The 25,910-nt window shown below is 47.9% G+C and carries 31 protein-coding genes; 21 read left to right on the forward strand and 10 right to left on the reverse strand.

Annotated elements, in window-relative coordinates; all coding sequences use genetic code 11:
* Positions 1–177: 177 nt before the first annotated feature.
* Positions 178–498: a response regulator transcription factor gene (locus EXU85_RS29330; protein WP_142775488.1), complete on the reverse strand. Its 321-nt coding sequence runs from the start codon at positions 496–498 to the stop codon at positions 178–180.
* Positions 499–952: 454 nt separating this feature from the next.
* Between EXU85_RS29330 and EXU85_RS29335 the strand changes: the two genes are divergently transcribed.
* From EXU85_RS29335 to EXU85_RS29350, 4 genes are all read left to right on the forward strand, one after another.
* Positions 953–2,191, forward strand: a complete 1,239-nt coding sequence (locus tag EXU85_RS29335) for a cysteine desulfurase (protein WP_142775489.1) — start codon at positions 953–955, stop codon at positions 2,189–2,191.
* A gap of 5 nt (positions 2,192–2,196) precedes the next feature.
* A complete protein-coding gene (locus EXU85_RS29340) occupies positions 2,197–2,628 on the forward strand; it encodes a SufE family protein (RefSeq protein ID WP_142775490.1) in 432 nt (143 codons plus the stop codon).
* A gap of 73 nt (positions 2,629–2,701) precedes the next feature.
* The gene (locus EXU85_RS29345) at positions 2,702–3,013 is read left to right on the forward strand and encodes a DUF59 domain-containing protein (protein ID WP_111344449.1); all 312 of its coding nucleotides are present in this window, start codon (positions 2,702–2,704) and stop codon (positions 3,011–3,013) included.
* Positions 3,014–3,132: 119 nt separating this feature from the next.
* Positions 3,133–3,564 (forward strand): BrxA/BrxB family bacilliredoxin, encoded by a 432-nt coding sequence (locus tag EXU85_RS29350; RefSeq protein WP_142775491.1) that lies wholly within the window; start codon positions 3,133–3,135, stop codon positions 3,562–3,564.
* 95 nt (positions 3,565–3,659) lie between these two features.
* Here EXU85_RS29350 and eboC read toward each other — a convergent pair whose 3' ends face one another.
* Together eboC and EXU85_RS29360 are read right to left on the reverse strand one after the other, a co-directional pair.
* On the reverse strand, positions 3,660–4,535 hold the full coding sequence (gene eboC, locus EXU85_RS29355) for a UbiA-like protein EboC (RefSeq protein ID WP_142775492.1): 876 nt from the start codon (positions 4,533–4,535) through the stop codon (positions 3,660–3,662).
* 79 nt (positions 4,536–4,614) lie between these two features.
* On the reverse strand, positions 4,615–5,547 hold the full coding sequence (locus EXU85_RS29360) for a TatD family hydrolase (RefSeq protein WP_142775493.1): 933 nt from the start codon (positions 5,545–5,547) through the stop codon (positions 4,615–4,617).
* Positions 5,548–5,712: 165 nt separating this feature from the next.
* Here EXU85_RS29360 and EXU85_RS29365 point away from each other — a divergent pair, with 165 nt between their 5' ends.
* Positions 5,713–6,378, forward strand: a complete 666-nt coding sequence (locus EXU85_RS29365) for a DUF4136 domain-containing protein (protein WP_142775494.1) — start codon at positions 5,713–5,715, stop codon at positions 6,376–6,378.
* A gap of 5 nt (positions 6,379–6,383) precedes the next feature.
* On the forward strand, positions 6,384–7,037 hold the full coding sequence (locus EXU85_RS29370) for an OmpW family outer membrane protein (protein ID WP_142775495.1): 654 nt from the start codon (positions 6,384–6,386) through the stop codon (positions 7,035–7,037).
* A gap of 96 nt (positions 7,038–7,133) precedes the next feature.
* Here EXU85_RS29370 and EXU85_RS29375 read toward each other — a convergent pair whose 3' ends face one another.
* Positions 7,134–7,811 (reverse strand): EboA domain-containing protein, encoded by a 678-nt coding sequence (locus tag EXU85_RS29375; RefSeq protein ID WP_142775496.1) that lies wholly within the window; start codon positions 7,809–7,811, stop codon positions 7,134–7,136.
* Positions 7,812–7,930: 119 nt separating this feature from the next.
* On the opposite strand from EXU85_RS29375, the gene EXU85_RS29380 reads away from it, so the two are divergent.
* Entirely contained in the window at positions 7,931–9,748 is a 1,818-nt protein-coding gene (locus tag EXU85_RS29380) for an SGNH/GDSL hydrolase family protein (protein WP_142775497.1), read from the forward strand.
* A 17-nt stretch (positions 9,749–9,765) separates the two neighbouring features.
* Here EXU85_RS29380 and EXU85_RS29385 read toward each other — a convergent pair whose 3' ends face one another.
* A complete protein-coding gene (locus tag EXU85_RS29385; protein ID WP_142772998.1) occupies positions 9,766–10,599 on the reverse strand; it encodes an IS982 family transposase in 834 nt (277 codons plus the stop codon).
* A 147-nt stretch (positions 10,600–10,746) separates the two neighbouring features.
* Here EXU85_RS29385 and EXU85_RS29390 point away from each other — a divergent pair, with 147 nt between their 5' ends.
* Together EXU85_RS29390 and EXU85_RS29395 are read left to right on the forward strand one after the other, a co-directional pair.
* The gene (locus EXU85_RS29390; RefSeq protein WP_142775498.1) at positions 10,747–11,049 is read left to right on the forward strand and encodes a DUF1330 domain-containing protein; all 303 of its coding nucleotides are present in this window, start codon (positions 10,747–10,749) and stop codon (positions 11,047–11,049) included.
* Positions 11,050–11,207: 158 nt separating this feature from the next.
* Positions 11,208–12,368, forward strand: a complete 1,161-nt coding sequence (locus EXU85_RS29395; protein ID WP_142775499.1) for a cytochrome-c peroxidase — start codon at positions 11,208–11,210, stop codon at positions 12,366–12,368.
* A gap of 100 nt (positions 12,369–12,468) precedes the next feature.
* Here EXU85_RS29395 and EXU85_RS29400 read toward each other — a convergent pair whose 3' ends face one another.
* Both EXU85_RS29400 and rpsU read right to left on the reverse strand, forming a co-directional pair.
* Complete coding sequence (locus EXU85_RS29400; protein ID WP_142775500.1) at positions 12,469–13,374, reverse strand: tyrosine-type recombinase/integrase; 906 nt, start codon at positions 13,372–13,374, stop codon at positions 12,469–12,471.
* A gap of 280 nt (positions 13,375–13,654) precedes the next feature.
* Positions 13,655–13,852: a 30S ribosomal protein S21 gene (gene rpsU / locus EXU85_RS29405; RefSeq protein ID WP_093830837.1), complete on the reverse strand. Its 198-nt coding sequence runs from the start codon at positions 13,850–13,852 to the stop codon at positions 13,655–13,657.
* 55 nt (positions 13,853–13,907) lie between these two features.
* Between rpsU and EXU85_RS29410 the strand changes: the two genes are divergently transcribed.
* The 9 genes from EXU85_RS29410 (at position 13,908) to EXU85_RS29450 (ending at position 19,625) form a co-directional block, all read left to right on the forward strand.
* On the forward strand, positions 13,908–14,834 hold the full coding sequence (locus EXU85_RS29410; RefSeq protein ID WP_142775501.1) for a phosphatase: 927 nt from the start codon (positions 13,908–13,910) through the stop codon (positions 14,832–14,834).
* A 142-nt stretch (positions 14,835–14,976) separates the two neighbouring features.
* The gene (locus EXU85_RS29415) at positions 14,977–15,957 is read left to right on the forward strand and encodes a bile acid:sodium symporter family protein (RefSeq protein ID WP_142775502.1); all 981 of its coding nucleotides are present in this window, start codon (positions 14,977–14,979) and stop codon (positions 15,955–15,957) included.
* Between the two features lie 147 nt (positions 15,958–16,104).
* Positions 16,105–16,572, forward strand: a complete 468-nt coding sequence (locus tag EXU85_RS29420; protein WP_142775503.1) for a hypothetical protein — start codon at positions 16,105–16,107, stop codon at positions 16,570–16,572.
* 1 nt (position 16,573) lies between these two features.
* A complete protein-coding gene (locus tag EXU85_RS29425) occupies positions 16,574–16,789 on the forward strand; it encodes a hypothetical protein (protein WP_142775504.1) in 216 nt (71 codons plus the stop codon).
* 84 nt (positions 16,790–16,873) lie between these two features.
* Positions 16,874–17,269, forward strand: coding sequence for a MarR family winged helix-turn-helix transcriptional regulator (locus EXU85_RS29430; protein WP_142775505.1), 396 nt, complete (start codon positions 16,874–16,876; stop codon positions 17,267–17,269).
* Positions 17,270–17,383: 114 nt separating this feature from the next.
* Positions 17,384–17,845 carry a DinB family protein gene (locus EXU85_RS29435; RefSeq protein WP_142775506.1) on the forward strand — a complete coding sequence of 154 codons (462 nt, stop codon included), beginning with the start codon at positions 17,384–17,386 and terminating at the stop codon, positions 17,843–17,845.
* A 52-nt stretch (positions 17,846–17,897) separates the two neighbouring features.
* Positions 17,898–18,428 carry a DUF4442 domain-containing protein gene (locus EXU85_RS29440; RefSeq protein ID WP_142775507.1) on the forward strand — a complete coding sequence of 177 codons (531 nt, stop codon included), beginning with the start codon at positions 17,898–17,900 and terminating at the stop codon, positions 18,426–18,428.
* A gap of 2 nt (positions 18,429–18,430) precedes the next feature.
* Positions 18,431–18,940, forward strand: coding sequence for a PaaI family thioesterase (locus EXU85_RS29445; protein ID WP_142775508.1), 510 nt, complete (start codon positions 18,431–18,433; stop codon positions 18,938–18,940).
* A 13-nt stretch (positions 18,941–18,953) separates the two neighbouring features.
* A complete protein-coding gene (locus EXU85_RS29450) occupies positions 18,954–19,625 on the forward strand; it encodes an alpha/beta hydrolase (RefSeq protein ID WP_246859290.1) in 672 nt (223 codons plus the stop codon).
* On the opposite strand, the gene EXU85_RS29455 is transcribed toward EXU85_RS29450, so the two are convergent.
* From EXU85_RS29455 to EXU85_RS29465, 3 genes are all read right to left on the reverse strand, one after another.
* Positions 19,596–20,339: a carboxypeptidase-like regulatory domain-containing protein gene (locus EXU85_RS29455; RefSeq protein ID WP_246859292.1), complete on the reverse strand. Its 744-nt coding sequence runs from the start codon at positions 20,337–20,339 to the stop codon at positions 19,596–19,598. The genes EXU85_RS29450 and EXU85_RS29455 overlap by 30 nt on opposite strands.
* 116 nt (positions 20,340–20,455) lie before the next feature.
* Positions 20,456–20,899, reverse strand: coding sequence for a hypothetical protein (locus EXU85_RS29460; RefSeq protein ID WP_142775510.1), 444 nt, complete (start codon positions 20,897–20,899; stop codon positions 20,456–20,458).
* 283 nt (positions 20,900–21,182) lie between these two features.
* Complete coding sequence (locus tag EXU85_RS29465) at positions 21,183–21,935, reverse strand: SDR family NAD(P)-dependent oxidoreductase (RefSeq protein WP_142775511.1); 753 nt, start codon at positions 21,933–21,935, stop codon at positions 21,183–21,185.
* Between the two features lie 321 nt (positions 21,936–22,256).
* Here EXU85_RS29465 and EXU85_RS29470 point away from each other — a divergent pair, with 321 nt between their 5' ends.
* The 3 genes from EXU85_RS29470 (at position 22,257) to eboE (ending at position 25,827) form a co-directional block, all read left to right on the forward strand.
* Complete coding sequence (locus tag EXU85_RS29470; protein WP_142775512.1) at positions 22,257–23,246, forward strand: glycosyltransferase; 990 nt, start codon at positions 22,257–22,259, stop codon at positions 23,244–23,246.
* 191 nt (positions 23,247–23,437) lie between these two features.
* On the forward strand, positions 23,438–24,604 hold the full coding sequence (locus EXU85_RS29475; RefSeq protein ID WP_142775513.1) for a 3-dehydroquinate synthase: 1,167 nt from the start codon (positions 23,438–23,440) through the stop codon (positions 24,602–24,604).
* Complete coding sequence (gene eboE / locus EXU85_RS29480; protein ID WP_142775514.1) at positions 24,601–25,827, forward strand: metabolite traffic protein EboE; 1,227 nt, start codon at positions 24,601–24,603, stop codon at positions 25,825–25,827. Before EXU85_RS29475 ends, eboE begins: the two co-directional genes overlap by 4 nt.
* Positions 25,828–25,910: the final 83 nt, after the last annotated feature.

Below are 25,910 nucleotides of genomic sequence, written 5' to 3' on the forward strand. Positions count from 1 at the left end.
GCGCCCAAATTTTCGCTACCAGCGACATACTTACCAGCAAATTTATAGGCCTTGATCGAGTCAGAATATGGAGTAAACTCCTCAATTTTTGAGGAGTTTACTCCATATTTTTTCAAATGTTTAGCTTGACAAATTGCATCTTTGGCTTTCCCTTTTATAGCCTAGATGGCCATATACTTATTGCTTATATTCACAAAAAGGGGATTTAACAACCAGCACCTCATACAATTTCTGTAATTCATGCTGATGTTTTCGAGCAAACTGAGCCAGCTTTCGAGCACCTTGCAGGTTAAGTTTGCTGCCAATGCGGTTTCTGTAGTTTACAACGCTCTTTGTACTCAAGTAAAGTAGGTCAGCGATTTCGGCATTGGTCAGGTCTTCGACAACATAGAGCAACACCTGCCACTCTCTGGGTGTAAGCTCAAAAAGGGCCTGGTTTGGCAGGGCGATTTTAGGCGGTGCCTCGTTACGGTTGGGAGTAAAATGTGGTCGCTCCATTTTCAATTACAATCAATACGATATACTACTAACTGAATTCACATGTAACCAATTTAATTTATGCGAGACAAATAGCATAGCGTTACTATTGGAAACAATATTTCGTGAGCACAATTGCGTGAAATCACCCTTTTTACGTGTGAAATCAACTAAAAAGTAAATTATATGACAAAAACTAAATACATTGAATTAAACACCGCAATGGGGATCTCTAGTACATATATAGATAAATGGTGACTACTTATCGATTAGACTATTAATAAACTAAAATCATAAAATGAATTATTTATTATTAGATATAACTTTAACTTCACGAATTTCCAATAGTATCAACTCGATTTATTTAAGCCGGGAATTTCACCATGGTTGCTCAAACCCCGAACCTAATTCAACCTACTTTGCGTTTTCCAAATAGATTTCGCTAGACTTTTATAGTCCCCTATTCTGTTTCCTCATGCAGCCAGCCATAGATAATACCCTTGACATTCAACGAATTCGCCAGGATTTCCCGATACTCGATCAAGAGATCAACGGTCGACCACTGGTGTATTTCGACAATGCAGCTACGAATCAGAAGCCGCTTTCGGTGATTAATGCCCTGACTCGCTATTATGAGGGCTACAATGCCAATATCCACCGGGGCATCCATCATCTGGCTGAGCAGGCAACAGCTGCCTTCGAAGCATCCCGCCGGGCGGTTCAGGAATTTCTGAATGCAAAACACTGGCAGGAGATCATCTTCACCTACGGTACCACCGATGGGATCAACCTGGTGGCTCAGAGCTATGGCCGTCATTTCCTGAAAGCGGGCGATGAGATCATTATCTCGACCATGGAACACCATTCAAACATTGTTCCCTGGCAAATGCTCTGCGAAGAAAAAGGGTGCATTCTGAAAGTTATTCCCATCAACGACGAGGGTGAGTTATTGCTGGATGAGTATGAAAAATTGCTATCCGAGAAAACCAAGTTCGTTTCCTGCGTTCACATTTCCAATTCCCTGGGAACCATCAACCCCGTCAAATTCATCATCGACAAAGCCCACGAAGTGGGAGCCGTTGTATTAATTGACGGAGCGCAGGCCAGTTCCCACCTCGAACTTGATGTTCAGGCACTCGATGCCGATTTCTACGTTCTCTCAGCGCATAAGCTTTACGGGCCAACGGGCATGGGTGTTCTCTATGGTAAGAAGGAAATTTTAGACGCCATGCCACCCTACCGGGGGGGTGGTGAGATGATTAAGGAAGTTACCTTTGCCAAAACGACTTACAGCGATCTGCCTTATAAGTTCGAAGCGGGTACGCCTAACATTGCCGACGTAATAGCAGTCAAAACGGCTCTTGAATACATGGCAGGTTTGGGAAAAGAGAATATTGCTGCCCACGAAAACGATCTGCTTCAGTATGCAACAGAACAACTGAATGAACTGGATGGATTACGAATTATCGGCCAGGCTAAAGACAAAATTGGGGTCATTTCCTTTGTGCTGGATGGCATTCACCACCAGGATATTGGTGTAATTTTAGACCAGCAGGGCATTGCCGTTCGAACGGGTCATCATTGCACCATGCCATTAATGCAACGCCTGGGTATTGCCGGAACTACGCGGGCCTCATTTGCGGTTTATAACACCAGATATGAGGTTGACCGGCTTGTGCAGGGTTTGCGTCGGGTTCAGAAAATGATGTTGTAAGCAAAATGACCATTAACGAAAAGCAGGACGAAATCATTGAGGAATTTGACTTGTTCGACGACCTACTCGACAAGACGCAGTATATCATTGATTTAGGCAAGAAATTACCCCCTATGCCTGAAGCCCAGAAAAACGATGAGAATCGGATTATGGGTTGTCAGTCGAAAGTGTGGGTTGATGCGGAGTTGAAGGACGACAAACTCTATTTCTATGGCGATAGCGAACCAACCGCTCAGATCTCCAAAGGGTTAGTTGGCCTGTTAATCCGAGTCTTATCGGGCGAAAAACCCGAAGATATTGCCAACGCCGACCTGTATTTCATCCCTCGAGTCGGTATGGGTAACTTGATTACGTCGTTGCGGGCCGGTGGGCTGGCTTCGATGATTGAACGCATGAAAGCTTTTGGCCGGGCGTACACAGAAAAAAGTCATTCGTAACCATTGCTAGTCATTGATAGCCATACATGACTAGCAATGACGTAACGAAAATGACAATAAATGACCTAAAATAATGACAGACGAAGAATTAAAAGAACAAGTCGTACTAGCGCTTAAAGGTGTATATGACCCCGAAATTCCGGTGGATGTGTATGAACTGGGCCTTATTTACGACATTAAGATATTTCCGGTCAACAACGTCTATATCCTGATGACGCTGACCTCACCTTCCTGCCCTTCGGCGGGTTCTATTCCGGCTGAGATCGAAGAGAAAGTGCGGGCCATTGAGGGTGTCAGCGATGTAAGTGTTGAACTGACCTTCGATCCCCCCTACTCTACCGAACTAATGTCGGAAGTAGCTAAATTAGAACTGGGATTTATGTGAATTACGACCGCGCGGGCGGCCCCGTTACGAATTACGATGTACGATTTAGGTTGTAGCGTAATTCAAGTTCGTAATTTCTTCCCAAATCGTAAATCGTAATTCAAAATCGTAAATCAACTATGTATCCTCCTCATTTGCTTATCCCGATGCGGGAAGACCTGACCAGCGTTGGGTTTGAAGAATTGACTACTGCCGATGCAGTGGTGAACACAATGGAAAATGCTGAAGGCACCATGCTTGTTGTGGTGAACTCGGTATGTGGCTGTGCGGCTGGTGCTGCTCGTCCGGGTGTGAAAGCAGCTTTAGCGGCCAGCCCAGTGAAGCCCGATAAAATGGTGTCTGTATTTGCGGGTGGTGATCTGGAAGCCGTCGCTAAAATGCGTGAGTATCTGTTGCCCTATCCTCCATCATCGCCAGCCATTGGCATTTTCAAAGATGGCGAGTTAGTGCATTTCATTGAACGGCACCACATTGAGGGTCGTTCGGCGCAGATGATTGCTCAGCACCTCGAAATGGCGCTGGAAGAATTCTGCACGCCCGCAAACGCATAAGTTTGACAAACTGAAACGGGATGCGGGACTCGGGACATACGCCATATCTCCAAGATATGGCGTATGTCCCGAGTCCCGCATCCCGTTTCAGTTTACTATGTTACCGCAAACGCCTTCGCTAAAAACCTTGATAACGGCAATAAGCAGAACACCAGAAAAGCCATCGGAAAATTGGCAAAGGCCGCTACCCAGGCAGCATTCATCACAATAAGCGATAACACCCCCGCCTTTACGGCCAGACCGATATTTCGGCCAACCGGGTCTTTCACGGCCCGCCAGAGTGGCGGAAAAATATAGTAGCCAAACAGCGCCAGAAACGGCAACGCTGTACCCAGTTGCTGCTGTCGTTGAGCCAGTGCGGCTACACAACCTATAACAAGCGCATACAACATACCGGCAACGCGTAAGATGGTTGGACTGCCGCCATGTACCTCTCCCCGACTAATCATGGTGATAGCGGCAATGTAGGCAATTGGGACTAGTCCCACCCATATCCAGGGCAGTATCTGATCGGGCAGTATACTCACGCCCAGCAGCAAATTTAGTCCCCGGCATAAGCCCATATTAACGGGCCCCAGCCAGTTGTGGTGCTTTCCGAAACGGTCGTAAACAAGCGACGCAATAGAAATGGCAATCGCCAGAAAGCCCGCCGTTTGGTTGACCATAAATGATGCCCCAATGCCAACCACCAGCAGGCTAACTCCTAATCCAATAGCTGCCGATTTACTAATCGTTCCGCTCGGAATAGGGCGTTCAGGGCGTTCGATAGCGTCTAATTCCGCATCAAATACATCATTAAAAACGACACCTCCCCCGTATAGGCCAACAGTAGCCAGAGACAACCAGCCCGCTGGTGCTGGAGAAGAATCGGGAATCAGAAAATAGCCCGCAATGGCCATTCCTGCCAATACATCGGCAATGGCGGTGACCAGATTGGCCGGACGGGTAAGGGACAGAAGTGCTTTTATCATAGTAACGTACAATGTAAAATGAATAATGTAAAATGGTGCTTAGTTCATTAACCATTATTCATTTTACATTGTACATTATTCATTTAATTATCGTTGATTCCTTGTCTACCCGCGGTGCCTGACCTCCGCGCAATACGGAACTGCCGTTGTAACGCTGGCTTTGGTCAATACCAATCGGTTGTGTTAGATCGTCCAGACTGATTTGACCACTTTGAGCAAAGGCGGTTAAGGCGTTGGTGAACGTAACCAGTTTAATAGCTTCGTCCGAAATACCGCGTTGTTTCATCAGAGCAGCCGTTTTCGGGACGGCAAGTGGATCGCTAATGCCCCAATCGGCGGCCGAGTTGATCATAATACGCTCAGGCCCGTACTGCTTTACAACTTCTACCATACGTTCGTTCCCCATTTTGGTAAACGGATAAATCGTAAATCCAGCCCAGAATCCCCGATCAAGTACTTCGCGCACCGTTTCCTCATTGTTGTGATCAACGATGACCATACCAGGATCAATTCCATGCTCAATGGCAATGTCCATACTCCGGCTGGTGCCCTGTTTTTTGTCGCGGTGGGGCGTGTGAATCTGGACAGGTAGGCCCGCTTCCCGTGCCAGTTCCAGTTGCGCCCGGTAGTATTTATCCTCGGCGGGGGTCTGGTCATCAAAGCCTATTTCACCTACCCCTACTACGCCTTCTTTATAGATGAACAACGGCAGGATTTCCATAACCTGCTCGGCTAATTCTTCCTGATTCGCTTCTTTGGAGTTCAGTCCGATGGTACAATAGTGCCGGATACCAAACTGCGAGGCCCGAAAGCGCTCCCACCCAACCAGACTGGCAAAATAATCCCGGAATGAGTCGACACCCGTGCGGGGCTGGCCCAGCCAGAAAGCAGGTTCAACGACTGCAACGACGCCTGCGTCGGCCATAGCCTGATAATCATCAGTTGTTCGGGAGGTCATGTGAACGTGCATATCGAAAAACGACATGCCCCGAATGGAATCCATAAAATCCATAATACGTCTTGGTTAACCGCATTTGGCAAATACGGTAGGTAATGAGCGGGTAAAGTTCTCAAAAAAACTGGCTCTGTCCCACATGATTTTTACCCATATTTTAATTCAGTTTCTGCAAACTTCATAGTAGTCTATTCGTTTTATAGATAGACAATAAATACAGCTATGAATATGCTTCAACAACGCAAGTCAGGAAAAGGGAGCCTTTGGGCGATACTACTGCTACTAACGGCAGTTGGGGGGTTAACTTCCTGCCGCGAAAATGCAGTCAATGATTTAAGCCCTGCCGATAGTCCGGTCTATATTACCAACTATGATCGCTCCATCAACTTCGGTCAGTATAAAACGTTCAGTTTGCCCGATTCGGTTATTGTAGAGTCGAATGATGCCTATGCTACTGCACAAACTACTATTTCAAACCAGTTTGTATCGAACGTGGCCAATGCGCTAACCACACGCGGATTCAAGCGGGTAACAAAAGGTGATAGCGCCGATTTGGGTGTGGCTATTATTCGGGTGAACAATCAGTACACGGGCATTGCATCTAATCCGTACTCCTACTATTCAAGCTATTGGGGATACGGGGGGTTGGGGGGCTATGGGTATTCGCCTTATTATCCCAGTTATTACACCTATCAGGTTACTGACCAATACTGGGAAATTCAGATTGTTGACCTGAAAAATCGGGCGACTACGAGTGATGGCCAGCAACAACTAAATGTTATCTATGATGCTACAATCCGGGGTACCGATATCACGGATACGCAGGCCGTCGATCTGGCAACCACGGCCATTTTCAATCAATCGCCTTATTTGCAGGTAACCCAATAGACATTATGAAACGGCTTATCGTACTAATCGCCCTGTTTGGTCTGACAACGTCGGCCTGGGCGCAATATAAAAACGAATACAACCCGGAATCATCCATTTATGACCGGTACGTCACCTTCAACATTTCAGCTCGCTATGGCGTCTCGTTCCCAATGGGCGGACAACAGAGCTACGTCGACAAGGTGTCGCCGACGAACCTCGCGCTGGATGCCGAATGGTTATTCCCTAAACGCTTCTCAATCGGTTTAAAGACGGGTTATCAATACACAAAGCAACGGTTGCCGAGACAAGTGTATCAATATGACGACCAGTCTATTTCGGCGGTTCAAACCCGAACCTTATCTATGATTCCGGCTATGATTTCATTGTCGTACTACTTTTCGGATAACGCAGCAGCCATTAGGCCATATGTGCAGATGGCGGGAGGGGGCGCTTTTGTGGATTACACCAATTATTTTGGTCCGCTTGCCGACCAGAAAAGTGGCTTTAAAGGGGCGCTTGCACCCGCTATTGGGCTGAAATATTATGGCCGCCGGGAGCAGGGATTGGGTGCCGAAATTCAGGCGCAATATCAGAATGTGTTCTTCAATTATGACTTGCTGAAGAACTCAGCTCCCTCATTGATGCTGTCAGCCGGGATTGTGTATCGGTGGTATTAAACGAGTTTGTAGTTTGAGGTCCGTAGTTTGACGTTGGCTGACGCGTAAGCTTTTCATGCGTCAGCCAACGTCAAACTACGGACCTCAAACTACAAACTAATTCATCAACTCCTCCATATGGGCAGGCAAACTACGCCCGGCAGCTCGGCGTTCGGCAGCAAAATCAGCCAACGTTTTAGCGAGTCGGGCGTTATTGCGTTCGCTTAATCCGGTAATCTGCGTAACGTCTTTATCGGTGAAAAATGCTTTCATAACCAGTTGATTCCAGGCGGCTTCATCGAAGTAATCAGCGGGGTACGGATTGTGCAGCATAATGGCTGATTGCACATCGGCAATGTTGTTTCGAATGCCTTCCGTTGCCTGAAATTTCCACGCTTCAGGGTGCGCCAATACGGGTAGCGATGAATAAAGTGCCACTAACTCGTTCATTTCTGCGGCTTTAAACAACTGGCTAATGGTACTCACATAGGTAGCCTGATCATCGGCCGGAAGCTGAAGCAGCCACCACACCCGTGCCAGTCGGTCGATTGTCCAGCCCGTAACCGTAAAGCCCGGTCGAAGGCGCTCAAGAGCGAAAGCCATATCTGAGGGGACCTCCAGTAACTGTTTCCCCACAAAACGAGGCAGGGCGGTAAACACCCTATAGAACGCGGAGACCTGCGGACTGGTATGAAAGGCATCGGCCTGCTGCCGCAGATAATTAACCGCTTTTTCGGAGTTGGGTTGCTGTTCAATCAGATAAAACAGCGTTTGGCTCATCTGGGAAATATTCATACTGCAAAAATACTTGCGTTATTAATTAGCCTACTTACAAAAATCACATTAGTAGATGACTATACTCGCCTTTACCTAGTCAGGTGATGGCTTCCTACTGTCTTGCCCTTCCTTTGACCATGAAAAAAACAATACTACTTGCAGTTGCATTCATTTATTTCACGAACCTATGCGTTTTTGCTCAGCAGGCAACTGATTACGTCTGGTGGAACCCTGCTCAGGCCACTACGCCTGTGATTGAAGGGCAAGCCTGGTCTGGTAAAGCAATCCAGAATCCATATGATCGGTTGCCCACTCAGGCCGAAAAAAGTGTACGGAAAGAAGTCTGGAACTTATCGCACAACGCAGCAGGTCTACTGATCCGGTTCAGAGCCAGCACCGATCAGATCATGGTTCGGTATGTTGTAACTGGGAAACAGGCATTGCCCCATATGCCCGCTACGGGTGTTAGTGGCGTCGATTTATATGCCATTAACAGCGATGGCGATGCGCTTTGGTGCGCAGGCAAGTACACCTTTGGCGATACCATTCAGTACCGATTTACCGGCCTCGAACCCAATGACACCTACCATCAGAAAGGACGCGAATACCGTTTGTATCTGCCCCTATACAATTCCGTTAAATGGCTAGAAATTGGCGTACCCACTAGCGTAACCCTCACTCCTCTGCCCGTTCGAGCCGATAAGCCAATTGTAGTCTACGGCACGTCGATTGCCCAGGGTGCCTGTGCATCGCGACCGGGTATGGCCTGGACATCTATTCTAGGGCGAAAGCTGGATCGGCCCGTTATCAATCTGGGTTTTTCGGGCAATGGTCGACTGGAAAAAGAAGTGGTTGATCTCCTGCCCGAGATCGACGCGAAACTGTACGTGCTGGATTGCCTCCCGAACTTAGTTGCAACGGTTGGCATTAAACCCGACGAGATAAAAACCCGGATCATCGAATCGGTAAAAGCCCTCCGGCGGCAAAAACCGACCACCCCGATTCTATTAGTCGAACACGCGGGCTATACAGAAGGCAGCCTGAACCCAACCCGACGGCAACTGTATACAGACGTAAATGAACTGATGCAGCAGGCGTTTGCCCAATTGAAAAGCGAAGGTATCCAGAAACTGTATCTGCTGCCCAAATCAGCCATTAATCTATCCAACGATGCCATGGTGGATGGCACTCACCCCACAGATTTGGGCATGCAGCAATATGCTGACGCCTACGAACGTAGCATTCGCCCGATCCTAAATGAACCGGTTGGTGACGTTTCTACGATGAAGCCCCTGACCCAATACCGCGATGCGCGCAGCTACGATTGGGAAACCCGCCATCTGGCCATTTTGGCACGACTGAAAAGCAATCCTCCGCGCATTGTTTTCTTCGGCAACTCCATCACGCATTTCTGGGGTGGCGAACCGAAAATAGACCGGGCGTCTGGCGTTGATAGCTGGAACAGCATCCTGGAGCCGCTGGGTGTTCAGAATATGGGTTATGGCTGGGATCGCATCGAGAATGTGTTGTGGCGAGTATATCATGGTGAACTTGATGGCTACTCTCCAGCGCAGATCGTTATCATGATTGGCACGAACAATCTCCAATTCAACACCGATGCCGAGATTGCCGACGGCCTTGGCTTTCTGGTACGCGCTATGCAGGCTCGCCAGCCCAACGCAGAAATTTTACTGATTGGCCTATTGCCGCGCAGGCAAATGGAGCCCCGCATTACTGCTCTGAATCAACGCATTGCGCAGGTGGCAGGCGAAGTAAACGCTACGTTCATTCAGCCGGGCACTATATTTCTAAAGTCGGATGGAAAAATTGATGAGGCTTTTTTTAGCGATGGTTTACATCCAAATGCCGAAGGTTACCGGCAATTAGCCGCCAAGCTAGTGCCTTCGTTGAAAGCTGTTGAGGTAGCGCCAGTTCCTAAAGGCAGAAAAAAATAACTAATCTAAGTTGTATGTCACAAGTTTGTTTCGAGGGTATAGGCTATCAAAAACAACACGATTTTAATAAGGAAACCGGCTTCAGTAACGGCATGAATTTTCTTAGGAAATCGCATCGTAATCTGGCTAAAGGCCTGCTCAATCCGTTGGCGAAGTTGCTTTTTGTAAGCAGCTTCCCAAGCTTGATCGGGGCGTTGGCTATTACTTTTTCGTTGTATTCTTAAATTAACCTCCTCACCCTCAGCATACAAATCCTCTTGCTCGTAATCGGTGTAGCCCGAGTCCCCATAGACTTCGCTACCTGCTGGCAACGTCAAATGCATCATCTGAAGCGCCGTCACATCCACATACGAACCCGGCAGAATAAAAAACTGAACCGGTTGCTTGTCGCGGGTGGTGATGAGTTGAACACGAAAGCCAAAAAAGAATCGACGCTTCGACGCAATCTTCCCTCGATATTCCTCCCCTTTGACTAACCGCGATCGGCCAATGCGGATGTTGTCACAAACTGCCACAGGAAACGAATCGATCAGGTATTCTCCGCTCAGATTGAGTGCTTTGAAAAAATCAGCCAGATAGTAGAACAAGGCACTCAGTGTGGTCGCCAGGCGGTGAAGACGACGATTGAACGCCGATTTCTCAAGCATGACAATACCTTGCTTATCAGCCATGTAGAGCATAGCCGAGGCTTGATTGCCACCAAAGAAAGGGGCCGATATGATGGCGGTTGTCAACACGATACTGTCGCTAACTTTAGGAGTTGTCTGGGGTTTTACACTCCCCTGATTTTTGCCCACTTCGATGAAATAATCATCCAAAAAGCAATAAATTGCCACTACTTTCTCAGACATAGCTGGTTAGATTTACCTCTGTTTTCGCACTTCAAAGGTAGTCTGGCTTGTGCTATGTCTGTTTTTTTAAGGGGTTTGCCTATCAAATCAATCGCCTTTCATACAACTTAGATTAACTATCTATTTTAAGCTAAACCCAACGTGACCATGCTTTTTATCACGCAATTAATCTACATAATTGAAGGGAAGGAAGCGGTGTTTCATCAATTTGAGGACATTGCCATTCCAGCCATCTCAAATTACAACGGGCGGCTCTTACTACGGGTAAGACCCGAAGCCAGCTCATTTATTGAGCACACGATTGACAAACCCTATGAAATACATCTTGTAGAGTTTGACAGCGAACAGGATTTTAAAAACTTCATGCAGGACGAAGAGCGCAAGAAGTTTCTGTACTTAAAAGAACAATCCATAAAAGCATCAATCCTGATTCAGGGGACAAAGTTGTGAGGCCATCATTAAGCGTAGTCTCGGACCAGGCCGAATGAGGAACAGGTTAGCGTTACCAGTAGGAAAGAAGCATATAGTTTATTTAATTAGCCAACCAATGGCCTTCTTGAGGGCTGAACAGGCTATTAGTCTACTAGTTGTACTTAAGCTATACAGGTATGCGCAGACATCTATTTATCCTGCTCACGCTACTTATTTTCTTTACCGCCGTTATCGAAGCGTGCACAAAAGATGACCCAAATACGACAGTATCTCCCGTAGTAAGTACGCCGACCCAACCTGTTGTGGTTAGTAACCCAATTACCAATGATACAGCAGCGCTTGGTCAGGCTTTGTTTTGGGATCCAATTCTATCGGGCGATAAAGATGTAGCCTGTGCTACCTGCCATCACCCTACTAATGCGTATACCGATGGATTGGACCTTTCATTGGGTGCTCATGCTGTTGGTTATGGCCAAAACCGCCGATTCCTGAAACCGAACGACGTAGTACTCACCAAACGAAATTCGCCGACCCTCCTTAATGCGGCCTTCAACGGCATGGATGGCAACGGAAACTATGTGTCGTTGACCGCGCCAATGTTCTGGGATTCACGCGCCCAAAGCCTCGAAAACCAAGTAATCGGTCCGCTGACAACATTTGAGGAAATGCGTGGTCATGCGTATTCCGAAGCCGTTACCTTAGACAGTATAGTAGCCCGGCTGGCCAAAATAACTGAGTACAAACAACTGTTTCAGGCTGCCTTTGGCAATAGCCAGGCCATTACGGCGGCCAATATTGGCAAGGCCATTGCAACCTTCGAGCGTACCCTGACTGCTATGAATTCACCCTACGACCGCTACAAAAAGGGCGATAAAACGGCGCTCACAGACCAGGAAATTCAGGGTATGCGGCTCTTCAACGATGAGGGTTGCCCTATTTGTCATTCAGGACCCATGTTTTCCGACTACCAATTGCATGTAATGTCGGTGCCCGATAACAGCCAACTGACCAGTTCCGACGCTGGAGCGGGAGGTACTTATGCCTTCAGGACTCCCTCATTGCGAAACGTTGGGCTAACGGCTCCCTACATGCACAACGGCTTTTTTCAGAGTCTGAAACAGGTAATGAAGTTTTATGATGATATCGGCGAGCCTATTTCCCAAAACCCTCACGTGCCTGTACAGCGCTTAGACACCAAAATACAGCGAATTGCTCTTGGTGACAGGGAGCAGGAGCAAGTTATTGCGTTTCTGAATGCCTTAACCGACTCCGGTTTTGATAAAACTATCCCGGCTCGTGTTCCTAGTGGCCTCAACCCAGGTGGCAACATTCGCTAGATGGCAACTGTCCGGCATTTTCAGTCTATCTTTCGCCGGTCAGAGGCCGGATAAGACTGCGACATAGTCCGAGACCATGCTGAACTGGTAGTTGCCCAACCTACTTCTTCGCCTTCGGATGCGCTTGATCGTAGGTTTTCTTAAGCTGTTCGAGACTGGTGTGGGTATAAATCTGGGTTGCTGCCAGGCTGCTGTGGCCTAGTAAATCTTTGATGGCATTAAGGTCGGCACCCCGGTTGAGCAGATGCGTGGCAAAGGAATGGCGCAGTACGTGCGGGCTTTTCTTTTCGAGTGTTGTAACAAGGGCTAAATTGCGTTTCACAATCCGCTGAATCAGTACCGGATAGGCGGGAACGCCTTTGTCGCTTACGATTAAAATCGTTGAGTCGGCCTGGCCCGAAAATTCCTTTTCTTTTAGCTGGCTGTATTGCTGCACCAACTCGAACAAGGGTTGTGTTAAGGGAATGATCCGGTGTTTGTTGCGTTTCCCCAACACCATAATGGTTTTGTCATAGAGGTTCACATCGGCAGTTTTCAGGCCGGTTAGTTCGCTCAATCGGATCCCGGTGCCGTAGAGCAATTCGAGTACTAACTTGTCGCGGATACCCTCGAACGTATCCGGAAACTCGATGTCGTTGAGCAGCATGTCCATGGGCTTCTCTTCCACATACTGCGGCAAGCGCTTGCTCGCTTTCAGCGCCTGAATTTTCGCCATTGGATCGAGGTTGATTACGTTCCGGCGCATCAGAAAACTATAGAAACTCCGCAGCGTGGCAATCTTCCGGTTCACCGATGACTTATCCATATCAGCCTCTACCAAACTCACAATCCACGACCGAATATGCCGAAAATCAGCCCGCTCCGGTTGGTCGACATTGCATTCCGTTGCCAGAAACAGCGTAAACTGCTCCAGGTCATTGGCATAAGCCGTGAGTGTATGATGACTCAGTCGTTTTTCGTATCGAATGTGCTGAAGGAAATCTGAACCGGGATTTTTTTGATTCATTTGATTGCTCTGATTATCTAACCGTGCGGGCGGCTCTGCCGAGGAATTTCTGATTCTACTTGTCAAATCTAATTATACCAATCTTTTAAATCATATAATCCGGGTTCTGACAAAGAATCATGTCAATCAGTTAAATCACAAAAATCCCGCCGGGCCGGTCAAAAAAAAGCAGCAAACATCCCTGCTTGCTGCTTCTATGCCTTGGTTGGCGATTGGGTATCGTTGACTGCGCATTCAACGACCCACTTAGGCCAACTGCGCACCACCGGCGGATGAAATCCTATTGCTCGGTGTGGTTGCCGTACATTCTCTCTTTGTACGTGGCCTTAATGATCTCTGTGCGACGCTTTACCGACGGTTTTTGGAAAGCCGTCCGCGACCGCAACTGCCGTAACACACCCGTCTTTTCGAACTTCTTTTTGAAGCGTTTCAGGGCCTTGTCAATCGACTCGTTGTCTTTTACGTTAATGATAAGCATTGTTAATATTGTGTTTTAGCTAAAACCGGGTCGCAAAGGTAATAGATTTGCAACTATGAAACAAGCCATAATTGACTTAGGAACCAATACATTTCATCTGCTCATTGCCGAAACAGACGGCAACATGCCCATGATCCTGTTCCGCGAAAGCATACCCGCTAGAATTGGTCAGGCGGGTATCAATCAGGGAATTATCACCGAAGAAGGCATTGAACGCGCATTGGGCGTACTGACGTACTTCCGCCAGGTGCTCGACCAACATGCCATTGACCCGGAGCAGGTTCTGGCCATTGGCACCAGCGCCATTCGGGTGGCGCGGAATCAACAGGAATTTATAGACCATGTTCGGCAGGCAACAGGCATTCCAATCCGGGTTATTTCGGGCGACCAGGAGGCCTTGTACATTTATCAGGGTATTCGGGCGACTGGCGCGCTGGATGAGGCCACAGCCCTGGTTATGGATATTGGCGGTGGCAGCGTTGAATTCATTCTGGGTAATCGGTCACGGGTTTTCTGGAAACAGAGCTTTGAAATCGGGGGGCAACGGCTCCGTGAACGATTCATGACTACAGACCCTATCAACTCCGGCAGTATCCGTCGGCTGCACGATTATTTTCAGGAACAACTTTTGCCTCTGGCCAACGCCATTCACCAATACCAACCCGCTGTACTGGTTGGCTCGTCGGGTTCGTTTGATACCCTGGTCGATATGTGGTATATGCACGAACAAAATCACCTACCCGACCCGAATCAGGCCACGTTTACCTTACCCATCGAAGAATTCTACCGCGCCTATGAACTACTCATCACGAAAAATCACGCAGAACGTATGCAACTCCCAGGCATGATTGAGCTGAGGGTCGATATGATTGTCGTAGCCGTTTGCCTAATTGACTATGTTCTGAAAACATACGGTATTTCACAAATCAGAACCTCGATCTACTCATTAAAGGAGGGCGTACTAGCGTCGTTAAATGAGTAATGGATAATGGACAATGTATAATGGAACGTAGCAGGTAAGTTTTACTACTATAGAGCTTTTTAAAGTCAATGCGCATTCTCTCTGGTTCACTCGGGCCACCCCCTTATACATTTTACATTATACATTATTCATTTAACCGTCGATGAAAGCCGAAACCAACGACCGATCCTCTTACCGAAACCTTATCTTCACCGCGTTACTCATTGCGTTCGTAGGCGTAGCCTTTGCCTTTCCGGGGCTATTTCTGAGTATCGGTGATTTTCAGTTAAAGAAACTTATTGTCCCGCTACTGCAAATCATTATGCTGGGCATGGGCACAACGATGTCCATCAAAGATTTCGAAGGCGTTATTCAACAGCCCCGCGCGGTGTTTATCGGTGTAGCCTGTCACTTTCTGATCATGCCACTGCTAGGCTACACGCTGGCGAATACCTTCTCATTCCCGCCCGAAATTGCGGCAGGCGTCGTGTTAATTGGCTGCTCGCCCAGTGGATTAGCCTCGAACGTGATGTGTTTCATTGCTAAAGCCAATGTGCCACTGTCCATCACAGTCACGACCCTGTCAACCCTGCTGGCACCGTTTCTGATGCCTGCACTGATGAAACTGCTGGCCGGTCAATTCATCGAGATTTCGTTCCTGAAAATGATGGTCGAGATTATGCAGATCGTAATCGCCCCTGTGATTGTTGGATTGATTTTAAATCGGATTTTCCGAAAATCGGCGGTGATGCTGAATCGCGTTATGCCGCTAATGTCCATGGGCGGCATTATTCTTATCGTCGCTATTATAGCAGCCGCCGGGCGCGACAGTCTGCTAACAGTTGGCTGGACCCTGGCTTTATGTGTGCTGATTCATAACCTCTCCGGCTTTACGCTGGGCTATTGGTCGGCTAAGTTATTTGGTATGGATGAGCAAAGCTGCCGGACCATAGCCATTGAAGTAGGTCTCCAAAATGGCGGATTAGCGTCAGGCATTGCCGTACAAATGGGTAAAGTGGCTACGGTGGGGCTCGCTCCTGCTCTCTTTGGACCCATCATGAACACCAACGGTTCCTTACTGGCCACCTACTGGAGCCAACGCCCGGTAAAAGAAGAAGCTAGCGAATTCATACATATCGAATAGAAGTAGCCAGGATAATCATGATAGCTTCGTAACAAGCCCCTCAAGCCCAAAGTCGAAACCTCTTTCAAACATGTGTGTATGTCTATTAATTTAGAATACTTCAGAAAGAAAACTAAAGACTAAAGAATTGCCCCATAAATAGAATATATGCTTGAATTATCAGGAGATGGAGTTTTACCGCCAGGTCGCCACCGTTGTCAAGTAGATGACTTTTTTAATTTGTTCGTAAAAGCATTTAGCACTAATGCTCATCGACAACGACTTTTTCGGGAATGGGAATCTTATAACGACCGTTTATGTGCTAGGGTGGGCCTCACGGGATTAACACAATGGATTGACGGCAGTTTTGTTACTAATAAACCATTTCCCAACGATATTGATTTTGTCACATTTATTCCTCATTATCTCTATGAACCGTTTGAAGATGGACTGATTGAGTTTTATAGCACAATTTCACTTCATGATAATGGTTTAGATGCATATATATGCCCCATTTATCCAGCCGAACACCCTAGTTATCAGCTAACTCGACAGTATAGAGCGGCATGGCAAAAACGATTTAAAAAGAATAAAGACACTTCTGGTGAGAAAGGCTTTTTAGAGTTAATATTGTAATATGGCACGACCCAAATCAACAGAACAGCAGATAAATGATGTACTAGAGTTACTGGCGGATACGAATCGTATGCTCAAAAAGCTATCGCCGGAGACGAATCGACTTATGTATATTCAAGAACAACGTTTGAAGGGCCAATATCAACAGCAGCTTATAGCCCTGTTGGATGAATACCCTTCTACCCTGGTTGTATCAAGGAAGCGTCCAGCATCGTAATGCATATGCCTGCCAACCTAGTGACAGGCTATTTTTTTGATTGCAAAAGTTGCATATACAACTTTACTTTTTAACCTTTACACAATGGACACGGAAGCCTATTGTATTGCAGGTCGTTTGCGGATGTTGGCGCGGATCATGACCGGGCGATATAACGACGCCTTCACGCAGGAGGGCGTTACATTCGCGCAGGCAGGTCTGCTGATGCACATCTTTGCGCTACCGGGCGTTCGGCAATCCGAGTTATCGAAACGGTTGCAAATCGAGAAATCAGCGATGAGCCGGGATGTTCAGCTTCTGCAAAAAAATGGCTGGCTAACCGATAACCTTCGAAACGGCCTATTTCTTACCGAAGAAGGCCACCTATTGGCCAAACGATGCCATAAAATCTGGAAATCGCTCAACCAGCATGTTTGGGAAGAACTTGGCCCCAATGCCGTTGAGGGGCTTTCTACATTATCGGATAAACTATTAAAATAAGTAAACACAGAGCCACGGAGACTATAACACAGAGAACACAGGGTTTTAAATTCTTTTCTTATGCTCTCTGTGCTTTATTCTCTGTCTCTCTGTGTTTAATAAATCCTACCTACTATGACAACAGAACTCTTATCCCAACTCTGGCAAATGAGCCAGGCCGCTTCACAGGGGCCGATTCGTAAGCTGACAGCCGACAATTACCGCAACCGGTTAACGCCAGAAACCGCTTCGGCAGGCTTTATTGCCCTGCATACGGCCGAATCAATGCACCGGATGGCCAGCTTACTTTTTGGACACGAAATCAGCATTCCGCTTCAGGCCACTGGTGGTGTTTCGGACGAAGGTAAACCTCTTGACTTAGCGTCGATTCAGCAACTGGTAAGCGATAGTTTCGCCATGGTTGCCCATCATATTCAACAGACCAGCGATGACCAATGGGCCGAAATTATTCCCTCTCCTTTTGGCGAAGTACCGCGTATGCAAGTGCTGTCTTTTCTGATGCATCATAACTCCTATCACGCTGGGCAAATTGCGCAGGCGATCAAAAAGGGGAAAGAGTTTTCTCTGGTTATATAAGGCGTTTCAACTAGCTGGCGCCTGTATTTACCCGCGCCATAAGCAGTAACAGATGAAACCAGCTTTTCTACAAACTAACCGTACCGAATCGGCTAAATCGTGGCTGTTTCGGACAGGACTGAACTGGTATCCGATGTATTTCGGAACAGGGGGCAAAATTTTGTTCTGGTCGAGCGATTGGCGAGAAGTGCATGTACGGTTGCGTCGAACTATCTGGACATACAACTACGTAGGTACCATTTTTGGCGGCAGTATGTTCTCCGCCACCGACCCGTTTTATATGGTGATGCTCCTGCGTATTCTGGGTAATCGGTACGTTGTCTGGGATAAATCGGCTAGTATCCGGTTTCGCAAACCCGGTCGACAGACACTCTATGCCCGCTTCGAAATTACCGACGAGCAACTGGCAACCATTCGTACAGAGGTAGCTGCTAATGGTCAGACGGAGCATGTCTTTACAATTCAGTGGCTCGATAAGCAATCCGTTGTACACGCGGAACTCGAAAGGCTATGCTACATCGCCGATAAGCAGCATTATGAGCAACGCAAAAACGACAGGCAACAATCACGATTTCAGCGGTAATTATGACTACAGAGCAAACCGAAACGCAACGGATACGGACCTATTCGTGGGAAGATCAGACAATTGGGGCAAAAGTGGGTGCCACCCTGTCGGGAATGGACTACTTACAGGGCATGATGGCCGGTCTGTATCCTGCACCCGCCATTGCCAATACCCTCGATATGGGGATTGAATCGGTAGAAGAAGGCAAAGTCGTTTTCTCGATTGTGCCACAGGAATTTCATTACAATCCGATTGGTGCTGTTCATGGCGGTGTTTTCTGCACCCTGCTCGACTCCGCGTTGGCCTGTGCGATCCACTCGACGCTACCCATCGGAACAGGATACACTACGCTCGAACTGAAGGTTAACTTCATCCGTCCACTGACGCTTAAAACAGGCAAAGTCCTGGCCATTGGAACACTTGTACACGCCGGACGATCCGTAGCAACCGCCGAAGGAAAAATCGTAGATGAACAGGGAAAACTCTACGCCCACGCCACCACGACCTGCATGCTATTTCCATGGCGATAACCTCCTCCAACTTATGACAGAACACCACTTGCTTGTTCAGCGCACGGCCCGCTATTACACCATAGGACAGCTAACTGATCAGACAAAACACATCTGGTTCTGTCTGCATGGTTTTGGTCAGCTAGCTCAGTATTTCAGCCGTAAATTTACAGATCTGGACGACGGTCAAACCCTGGTTGTTGTGCCCGAAGGCTTATCCCGCTCCTATACCGACGGTAATTATCAGCGCATTGGCGCTTCCTGGATGACCCGCGAAGACCGTGATCATGAAATCAGCGATTACGTCCTTTACCTGAATTCACTTTACAACCTCATGCTGGATGGGCGCAAACCAGGTGAAGCTGACTTACAGGTCACCGTATTAGGATTTTCGCAAGGTGCAGCGACGGCCTGTCGGTGGCTCAATGCCAACCATGTCCATGTCGACCGGCTCATTTTATGGGCAGGTTACCTACCTCACGGTCTCGCCGATCTTATTAACCCGACTACGCTTAGTACGACTGAAACTCATTACGTGTATGGTCGGCAGGACGAATACCTGCTGGAGCTAAAGGATATAAACGGCTACTTGAATCGATTGCAAACCGATATACCCACGCTGAAGATTACTGCTTTTGACGGTGGGCACAAAGTGGAGCCTAGTGTGTTGAAACAATTAGTGGCCAGCCCGGAAACGATTCTTTAATCGTTGCCAGAACGATAGCTTTTTGTAGCCTCCCACAACGACCACTTCACCCAGCGCTGTAGTATCTTCATTGAGGTTGACCAACATTGGGGTAGCCTGGTCGGGGCGTCGTTGTATTTCCTGCGTTTGAAAGCCGATTGAGGCTACAACCAGCGTAATCAAGTCATCTTTCTGTTCCATTGGAACACTCAATTGGAAGTGTCCGGCAGAATCTGTACTAACGCCTGTTGATGTTCCTTTCAGAACAATACTTACACCCGCAAGACCCGTTTCAGATGACTTCTCGACTACCCGCCCAGTAATTACCCACGACGAGTCCGTTGATGTGGCTCCATCAACAACTAGCTGATTAGCAATATGGCCAAAGCTTTCTGAAGCTTGCGTAGTAGCAGGAACAACAAACAGGGGTTGTGTTTCGGCCTTTACCGTTTGATAGCCTAATAATCCTGCCGCTAACAAGCTAAAAAAACGCACTGGTGCCTGAGAAGCTGGCGTCGGAACATGTAATTTTCTATTGAGTTGGCTTAGTCGAAAACGCCCACAGGTTGAACCTGTAGATTGATTAACCACCTCTACAATCTGCTGATCTGTCAGCCCGGAGAAATCTACCACCGTTTTCTGGCAATGATCGCAAAACCGCCCCGTATCCACAGACTTCATTTTCTGCCAATGCTGCTGGCAAGGTGTATCAATTGCAAGATGAATCCGTTTCATAGGGATTGGGGCAGGTGTCAATTCGGGTAAACCTTAATTGGTGCCGGATGGCCTTGACCTAAGAAGATGTCCGGCAAAAGAAACAAAGAAATACAGGCGTCTTTGCTTTTAACAAGTTAATACAAGGAAAATTGATAAACCCTATTTCCGTTGAATTTTTGCGCTGCCCCCTGGCTAGTCTGAGCACTCACCTCGTCAAACTGAATTACATACCGATCACCAGCCTTTGCTTTTTTTGATAAAACGATTGCCAGCGGTTCGTTGCCTGCCCAGTCGATAAAACTCACTCGTTCGGTACCTCGTACTAAACTGATCGTTGCTTTATTGATCTCAACATCTGGATTGAGTTCGGGATGCTCCTGTCTGCTTTTTGTAGAAAGTTGCCCACTTATATATACGTTTTTAGCCGTAATGGGGATTCCTTTCACTATATCAATCGGTTTGTCATCAACCAGTATCGACACAGCATAGGTAAGTTCTTTATCCACCCCTTGAGCCCGTAAAGAAAGCGGTGCCAGATAGATCCATATGAGACAGGAAACGAAGAACAATGAGCGCATTGGACAGAAATATTAAGGATGAAACCTGTCTGGATAACGGAGCCGATGCGGCATTAATTTTAGGAATTTTGCCATTTTAACTAAAAATATAGTTTCGCTAATTAATTCACTGTCAGAAAAATGCAAAACAAGCAGGTACTGTCGTCTTCAGCAGATACAGTAGAAATATACTCACCTGGCCAGTTTCATCTGTATCCAGTTCTAACCAATCACAACAAACCCGCCCGCTGGAATTAATGAGCTCCAGCGGGCGGGTGTACTTAACACGATATAAAATCCAGGACTACTTCCTGTAAATTGTTGTAGGAGCGGCCTGCGCACCAGCCAGAATTGTCATGTCGGCAATAGTAACGTGAGCGGGAGCCGTTACAGCAAACACGATTGTATCCGCAATATCTTCGGCAGTGAGGGGCGTAAATCCAGCATATACTTTAGCTGCCCGCTCGGCATCTCCTTTAAAACGAACTACCGAAAACTCTGTTTCCACCGCGCCAGGAGCAATATTCGTCACTTTAATACCATGTTGGGTCAAGTCCAGCCGCATGCCGGTGCTGAGAGCTTCAACGGCGGCTTTACTCGCGCAGTACACCGCGCCGTTGGCGTACGTTTCTTTACCCGCCACCGAGCTTAGATTAACAATATGACCACTTTTTCGCTCAACCATACCGAGCATAACTGCTTTCGAAACATACAGTAATCCCTGCACATTGCCGTCAATCATCTGGTCCCAATCGTCAGTCGATCCATCCTGAATAGGCGACATGCCATGTGCATTACCGGCGCTATTCACCAGAATATCAATCGCCTGCCATTCTTCCGGTAACGTACGGATAGCGTCGTCGACTTCAAGCCAGTTGCGCACGTCGAAATTAAGCGTTGTAACCGTTGTTTGTTGGCTCAGCCGTTCCTGTAGTTCATCTAACCGATCCTGCCGACGTCCACAGAGAATCAACCGGAAATCAAGATCAGCGAAGGCTTCGGCAGTAGCGCGGCCAATACCAGAGGTAGCGCCTGTGATAAGTGCAATACGAGACATAAATAGGATGAATAAAATTGGTTCTGCAAAGATAAACCAGCTACTGAACGTTTGTTATTGGCACGTATCGTTTATCCTATGCCTGTGTTTAAACCAAAACTAATTAACCATATACAACTAACTATATCACAAGAACTTACTACCAGACATATCGCCATTTAATAAACTACCACCGATTTTGGTTAGGTTTTTGTATTACACTGGGCAGGCCGTAATTCCAGAAAACACGAGTTATTAAGCCAGTCTATACCTCGGGCAACAGGGGTTTCTTGCCAATTAGACCCACCAGTCTTATCACTATTCTTTTCATTACGCGTTTTTATGCTACCTGAATTCTCGGTTGTGATTCCCACGTATCAGCAACCGGCCTTACTCCTCAAATGTCTAGACGCACTCGGACGTCAACGACTTCCACGCGATCAGTTCGAGATCATTGTGGTGGATGAAGGTAATTCGCCGGAAACCGAAATGGCAGTCCATCTTTTTGCCAAACAGATTGCCCGGGACGGTGGGCCGCTTGAAGTTCGTTACCTGGGTCAACCGGAACGACAGGGTCCGGCTGCCGCCCGAAATCGGGGTTGGCGGGCGGCCAGGGGTCGAGTTATTGCCTTCACAGATGACGACTGCTTACCTGAATCCGAATGGCTTATGTCGGCTTTAGCTTGTTTCAAACGTGGAGCGCAGGTAATGAGCGGGCAACTACGCGTGCACTTACCCAACCAGCCTACCCCTCTCGACCGAACGGCCACCATCTTAAAAAGAGCTGAGTTTATGTCGGCCAATTGTTTTTGTCGAAAATCGACGCTGGAACGAGTAGGCGGATTTGAAGAAGCCTTTGATACGGCCTGGCGCGAAGACAGCGATCTCCAGTTCAAGTTCATTCAGGCAGGGATTCCCATTGGAAAATGTACCGAAGCGGTAGTTGTCTATCATATCCGCCCCTGCCCCTGGTATGGCCTCCTCCGCGACGAACGGAATAATAGCTACGATGCATTGCTGTACAAACGGCATCCAAGCCTGTTTCGGGAACGTATCCCATCATATCGCCGTCAGGTAATCCAGTATTATGTATCGGTTATCAGTGTCTGCCTCAGCCTGATCGGTTTACTAACGGGGCAGGGAGCTATTGCCATGATTGGTCTGAGCATCTGGGCTATCTTATCGGCGGACTTAATTATACGGCATCTACCTCATGACCCCTTAACCTGGACAACCATTAAACATGCTGTACTAACAGCCCTGGCCACCCCATTTCTGTCGGTTTACTGGCGACTTCATGGGGCCTTCAAATACAAGGTTCTTTACCTATAAGCAGGGGGCATGGGTCACGGAGCAGGGTTACCGCTCGCCATACTCCCTGCCCCACGCTCCCTGCTCCGTGCACCTTACTAAACGCGAAACGCTTATTTTCTGCATTAGAAGGCCATTTTAAGGAACCATTAACGATTCGATTGTATTTTTGACAGATAAAGACAGTACTACTCAACTATCTTTATCCGTTCATGGATCATTTGCAGCAGGCATTTAGTGTTCAGTTTACCTATACCGTTTTCTTCACCAAACAGCTTTTTGATAAGGCCAACTCTCTGTTGGTCGATTTTTTCAAGCAGCAATCCAACGACGAAACCCGGAAGAAGCTTCTCTTCGTCATTGATTCGGGCGTTATTGAAGCCCACCCCAATCTACAATCAGCGATTCATACGTATTTCGGTCAACACGCTGATTTCATTGAACTTATCCCCGACTTACTAATCATTCCCGGTGGCGAAACCGCCAAAAACGAACCCGTATTCGTCGAAAAGATCGTGGATGCTGTGGATAAATATGGCATTGACCGGCACTCGTATGTAGTGGCTATCGGTGGCGGGTCAATCCTGGATCTAGTCGGCTATGCGGCTGCTATTTCGCACCGGGGCATCCGCCACGTTCGGATACCAACAACCGTACTGTCGCAGAACGATTCAGGTGTGGGTGTCAAGAACGGCGTCAACTACCGGGGCAAGAAAAATTTCCTGGGTACGTTTGTCCCTCCCGTTGCCGTCTTTAACGACAGTTCGTTTCTGGCCACGCTCGATGACCGGGACTGGCGGTCGGGCATTTCGGAAGCGATTAAAGTAGCGCTGATCAAAGACGCTCGCTTTTTCGACTGGATCGAGGCCAATGCACAGGCACTTGCCGCCCGCGATGCGGTGGCAATGGACTACCTCATTCACCGATGCGCCCAAATGCACCTGCACCACATTTCGGGGGGCGACCCTTTTGAAATGGGTTCATCACGCCCATTAGACTTTGGCCACTGGAGTGCCCATAAACTGGAGCAGCTCACCAATTTTGAGCTTCGTCATGGCGAGGCCGTTGCTATTGGTATTGCCATGGATAGCCTGTACTCGCAGCAACTCGGCTGGCTCACCGCGGTGGATACCAACCGTATTCTGGCCACGCTCCGGACACTGGGATTCTCGCTTTACCAACCCATGCTCGATGCGAATGATAGTGCGGGCGTACTCAAAGGTCTGGCTGAATTTCGTGAACACTTAGGCGGTCAGCTTACCATCATGTTATTGGAAGACATCGGTAAGGGTGTTGAAGTGCATGAGATGAACCCTGATCTCGTTCGACAGGCAATTGCTACGCTTAAGGAACAGGAACAACAGGCCCAACTCGTATGAAGTATCCTGCTCTCGGACACATCGGCTATTGTACCAACATCCACGCAGGCGAAACCTGGGCCGATCATTTTGTGGCCTTACAACAGGCCATTCCTGAATTAAAACAACGGCTATCGCCCGATGCGCCTTTTGGTATCGGCCTTCGGTTATCAAACATAGCCAGCGAAGAACTGGAGCTTCCCGAAAATCTGGTAGCCTTCCAACACTGGCTGGCCAATAATGACTGTTATGTATTCACGATGAACGGGTTCCCGTTTGGCGGCTTTCACCATACAGTTGTTAAAGATCAGGTGCATACGCCGGATTGGACAACCGAAGCGCGCGTTGACTACACGAAACGGCTATTTCGGATTTTATCCGTTCTGCTACCAGTCGATGAATTAGGCAATGCCATTCAGGGGGGAGTGTCCACCTCGCCCCTCTCTTACCGGCGTTGGTTCGAATGGGAACAACCTGCCGCCCGTGATTATATTTTTTCGCAGACGACTCAAAATGTGCTCGAAGTAGTAGCCGATCTGATGCGGTTACGGCAGCAAACCGACCGGTTGATGCACCTCGATCTGGAGCCCGAACCCGATGGGATCATTGAAACAACGGACGAGTTCATCACCTGGTTTACAGATTACCTGTTGCCTATGGGTATCGAGCAGATCAGTGAAGAATTTGGGCTAACCGACGAACAGGCCGAGAACGCGATTTGCGAACATGTTCGGTTGTGTTTCGATGTTTGCCATGTTGCAGTGGGCTACGAAAAACCAGCCGAGGTATTGGCAAAGCTGAAAGCTTATAACTTACGGGTTGGGAAGGTACAGATCAGTGCTGCGCTAAAAGCCGAGTTCCCGGACGATCCGGCAGGACGGGAGACTGTACGTCAGGCTTTTGCCCAGTTCAATGAACCAACCTACCTGCATCAGGTAGTAGCGCGTACACGATCGGGCGAGTTACTCCGCTTTGCCGATTTACCCGATGCATTGGACGCATTCAACGACGACCATGTGGAATGGCGCTCCCATTTCCATGTACCGATATTTATAGCCGAATATGGCGTTCTGCACTCAACACAGGACGACATCCTGGCTACGCTTAGCTTGCAGAACACCAGTAAGTTTACGAACCAGATGGAAGTTGAAACCTACACCTGGGATGTTTTACCGGCCGATCTGAAACTAGGCATAGTTGACTCAATTGACCGGGAGATGAAGTGGGTTTTACAAAATTCTTAACCGCAAAGGGCGCAAGGGTTTCGCAAAGGCGCTAATTAATTCTTTGCGATCTTTGCGCTAACCCTTGCGCCCTTTGCGGTTAG

Origin of the sequence: Spirosoma sp. KCTC 42546 (assembly GCF_006965485.1) — a bacterium.
GTDB lineage: Bacteria > Bacteroidota > Bacteroidia > Cytophagales > Spirosomataceae > Spirosoma.

What these genes read in the sequence shown, in the direction of transcription:
- EXU85_RS29415 (WP_142775502.1), top strand. Translation starts at nt 14,977, where the DNA reads ATGAAAGCCGAAACCAACGACCGATCCTCTTACCGAAACCTTATCTTC.
- EXU85_RS29385 (WP_142772998.1), bottom strand. Translation starts at nt 10,599, where the DNA reads ATGTCTGAGAAAGTAGTGGCAATTTATTGCTTTTTGGATGATTATTTC.
- EXU85_RS29370 (WP_142775495.1), top strand. Translation starts at nt 6,384, where the DNA reads ATGAAACGGCTTATCGTACTAATCGCCCTGTTTGGTCTGACAACGTCG.
- EXU85_RS29335 (WP_142775489.1), top strand. Translation starts at nt 953, where the DNA reads ATGCAGCCAGCCATAGATAATACCCTTGACATTCAACGAATTCGCCAG.
- EXU85_RS29340 (WP_142775490.1), top strand. Translation starts at nt 2,197, where the DNA reads ATGACCATTAACGAAAAGCAGGACGAAATCATTGAGGAATTTGACTTG.
- EXU85_RS29465 (WP_142775511.1), bottom strand. Translation starts at nt 21,935, where the DNA reads ATGTCTCGTATTGCACTTATCACAGGCGCTACCTCTGGTATTGGCCGC.
- EXU85_RS29395 (WP_142775499.1), top strand. Translation starts at nt 11,208, where the DNA reads ATGCGCAGACATCTATTTATCCTGCTCACGCTACTTATTTTCTTTACC.
- EXU85_RS29330 (WP_142775488.1), bottom strand. Translation starts at nt 498, where the DNA reads ATGGAGCGACCACATTTTACTCCCAACCGTAACGAGGCACCGCCTAAA.
- EXU85_RS29445 (WP_142775508.1), top strand. Translation starts at nt 18,431, where the DNA reads ATGACTACAGAGCAAACCGAAACGCAACGGATACGGACCTATTCGTGG.
- EXU85_RS29450 (WP_246859290.1), top strand. Translation starts at nt 18,954, where the DNA reads ATGACAGAACACCACTTGCTTGTTCAGCGCACGGCCCGCTATTACACC.
- EXU85_RS29455 (WP_246859292.1), bottom strand. Translation starts at nt 20,339, where the DNA reads ATGAAACGGATTCATCTTGCAATTGATACACCTTGCCAGCAGCATTGG.
- EXU85_RS29430 (WP_142775505.1), top strand. Translation starts at nt 16,874, where the DNA reads ATGGACACGGAAGCCTATTGTATTGCAGGTCGTTTGCGGATGTTGGCG.
- EXU85_RS29410 (WP_142775501.1), top strand. Translation starts at nt 13,908, where the DNA reads ATGAAACAAGCCATAATTGACTTAGGAACCAATACATTTCATCTGCTC.
- EXU85_RS29350 (WP_142775491.1), top strand. Translation starts at nt 3,133, where the DNA reads ATGTATCCTCCTCATTTGCTTATCCCGATGCGGGAAGACCTGACCAGC.
- EXU85_RS29460 (WP_142775510.1), bottom strand. Translation starts at nt 20,899, where the DNA reads ATGCGCTCATTGTTCTTCGTTTCCTGTCTCATATGGATCTATCTGGCA.
- EXU85_RS29375 (WP_142775496.1), bottom strand. Translation starts at nt 7,811, where the DNA reads ATGAATATTTCCCAGATGAGCCAAACGCTGTTTTATCTGATTGAACAG.
- EXU85_RS29365 (WP_142775494.1), top strand. Translation starts at nt 5,713, where the DNA reads ATGAATATGCTTCAACAACGCAAGTCAGGAAAAGGGAGCCTTTGGGCG.
- EXU85_RS29440 (WP_142775507.1), top strand. Translation starts at nt 17,898, where the DNA reads ATGAAACCAGCTTTTCTACAAACTAACCGTACCGAATCGGCTAAATCG.
- EXU85_RS29420 (WP_142775503.1), top strand. Translation starts at nt 16,105, where the DNA reads ATGCTTGAATTATCAGGAGATGGAGTTTTACCGCCAGGTCGCCACCGT.
- EXU85_RS29345 (WP_111344449.1), top strand. Translation starts at nt 2,702, where the DNA reads ATGACAGACGAAGAATTAAAAGAACAAGTCGTACTAGCGCTTAAAGGT.
- EXU85_RS29380 (WP_142775497.1), top strand. Translation starts at nt 7,931, where the DNA reads ATGAAAAAAACAATACTACTTGCAGTTGCATTCATTTATTTCACGAAC.
- EXU85_RS29425 (WP_142775504.1), top strand. Translation starts at nt 16,574, where the DNA reads ATGGCACGACCCAAATCAACAGAACAGCAGATAAATGATGTACTAGAG.
- rpsU (WP_093830837.1), bottom strand. Translation starts at nt 13,852, where the DNA reads ATGCTTATCATTAACGTAAAAGACAACGAGTCGATTGACAAGGCCCTG.
- EXU85_RS29435 (WP_142775506.1), top strand. Translation starts at nt 17,384, where the DNA reads ATGACAACAGAACTCTTATCCCAACTCTGGCAAATGAGCCAGGCCGCT.
- EXU85_RS29390 (WP_142775498.1), top strand. Translation starts at nt 10,747, where the DNA reads ATGCTTTTTATCACGCAATTAATCTACATAATTGAAGGGAAGGAAGCG.
- EXU85_RS29475 (WP_142775513.1), top strand. Translation starts at nt 23,438, where the DNA reads ATGGATCATTTGCAGCAGGCATTTAGTGTTCAGTTTACCTATACCGTT.
- eboC (WP_142775492.1), bottom strand. Translation starts at nt 4,535, where the DNA reads ATGATAAAAGCACTTCTGTCCCTTACCCGTCCGGCCAATCTGGTCACC.
- EXU85_RS29360 (WP_142775493.1), bottom strand. Translation starts at nt 5,547, where the DNA reads ATGGATTTTATGGATTCCATTCGGGGCATGTCGTTTTTCGATATGCAC.
- EXU85_RS29470 (WP_142775512.1), top strand. Translation starts at nt 22,257, where the DNA reads ATGCTACCTGAATTCTCGGTTGTGATTCCCACGTATCAGCAACCGGCC.
- EXU85_RS29400 (WP_142775500.1), bottom strand. Translation starts at nt 13,374, where the DNA reads ATGAATCAAAAAAATCCCGGTTCAGATTTCCTTCAGCACATTCGATAC.
- eboE (WP_142775514.1), top strand. Translation starts at nt 24,601, where the DNA reads ATGAAGTATCCTGCTCTCGGACACATCGGCTATTGTACCAACATCCAC.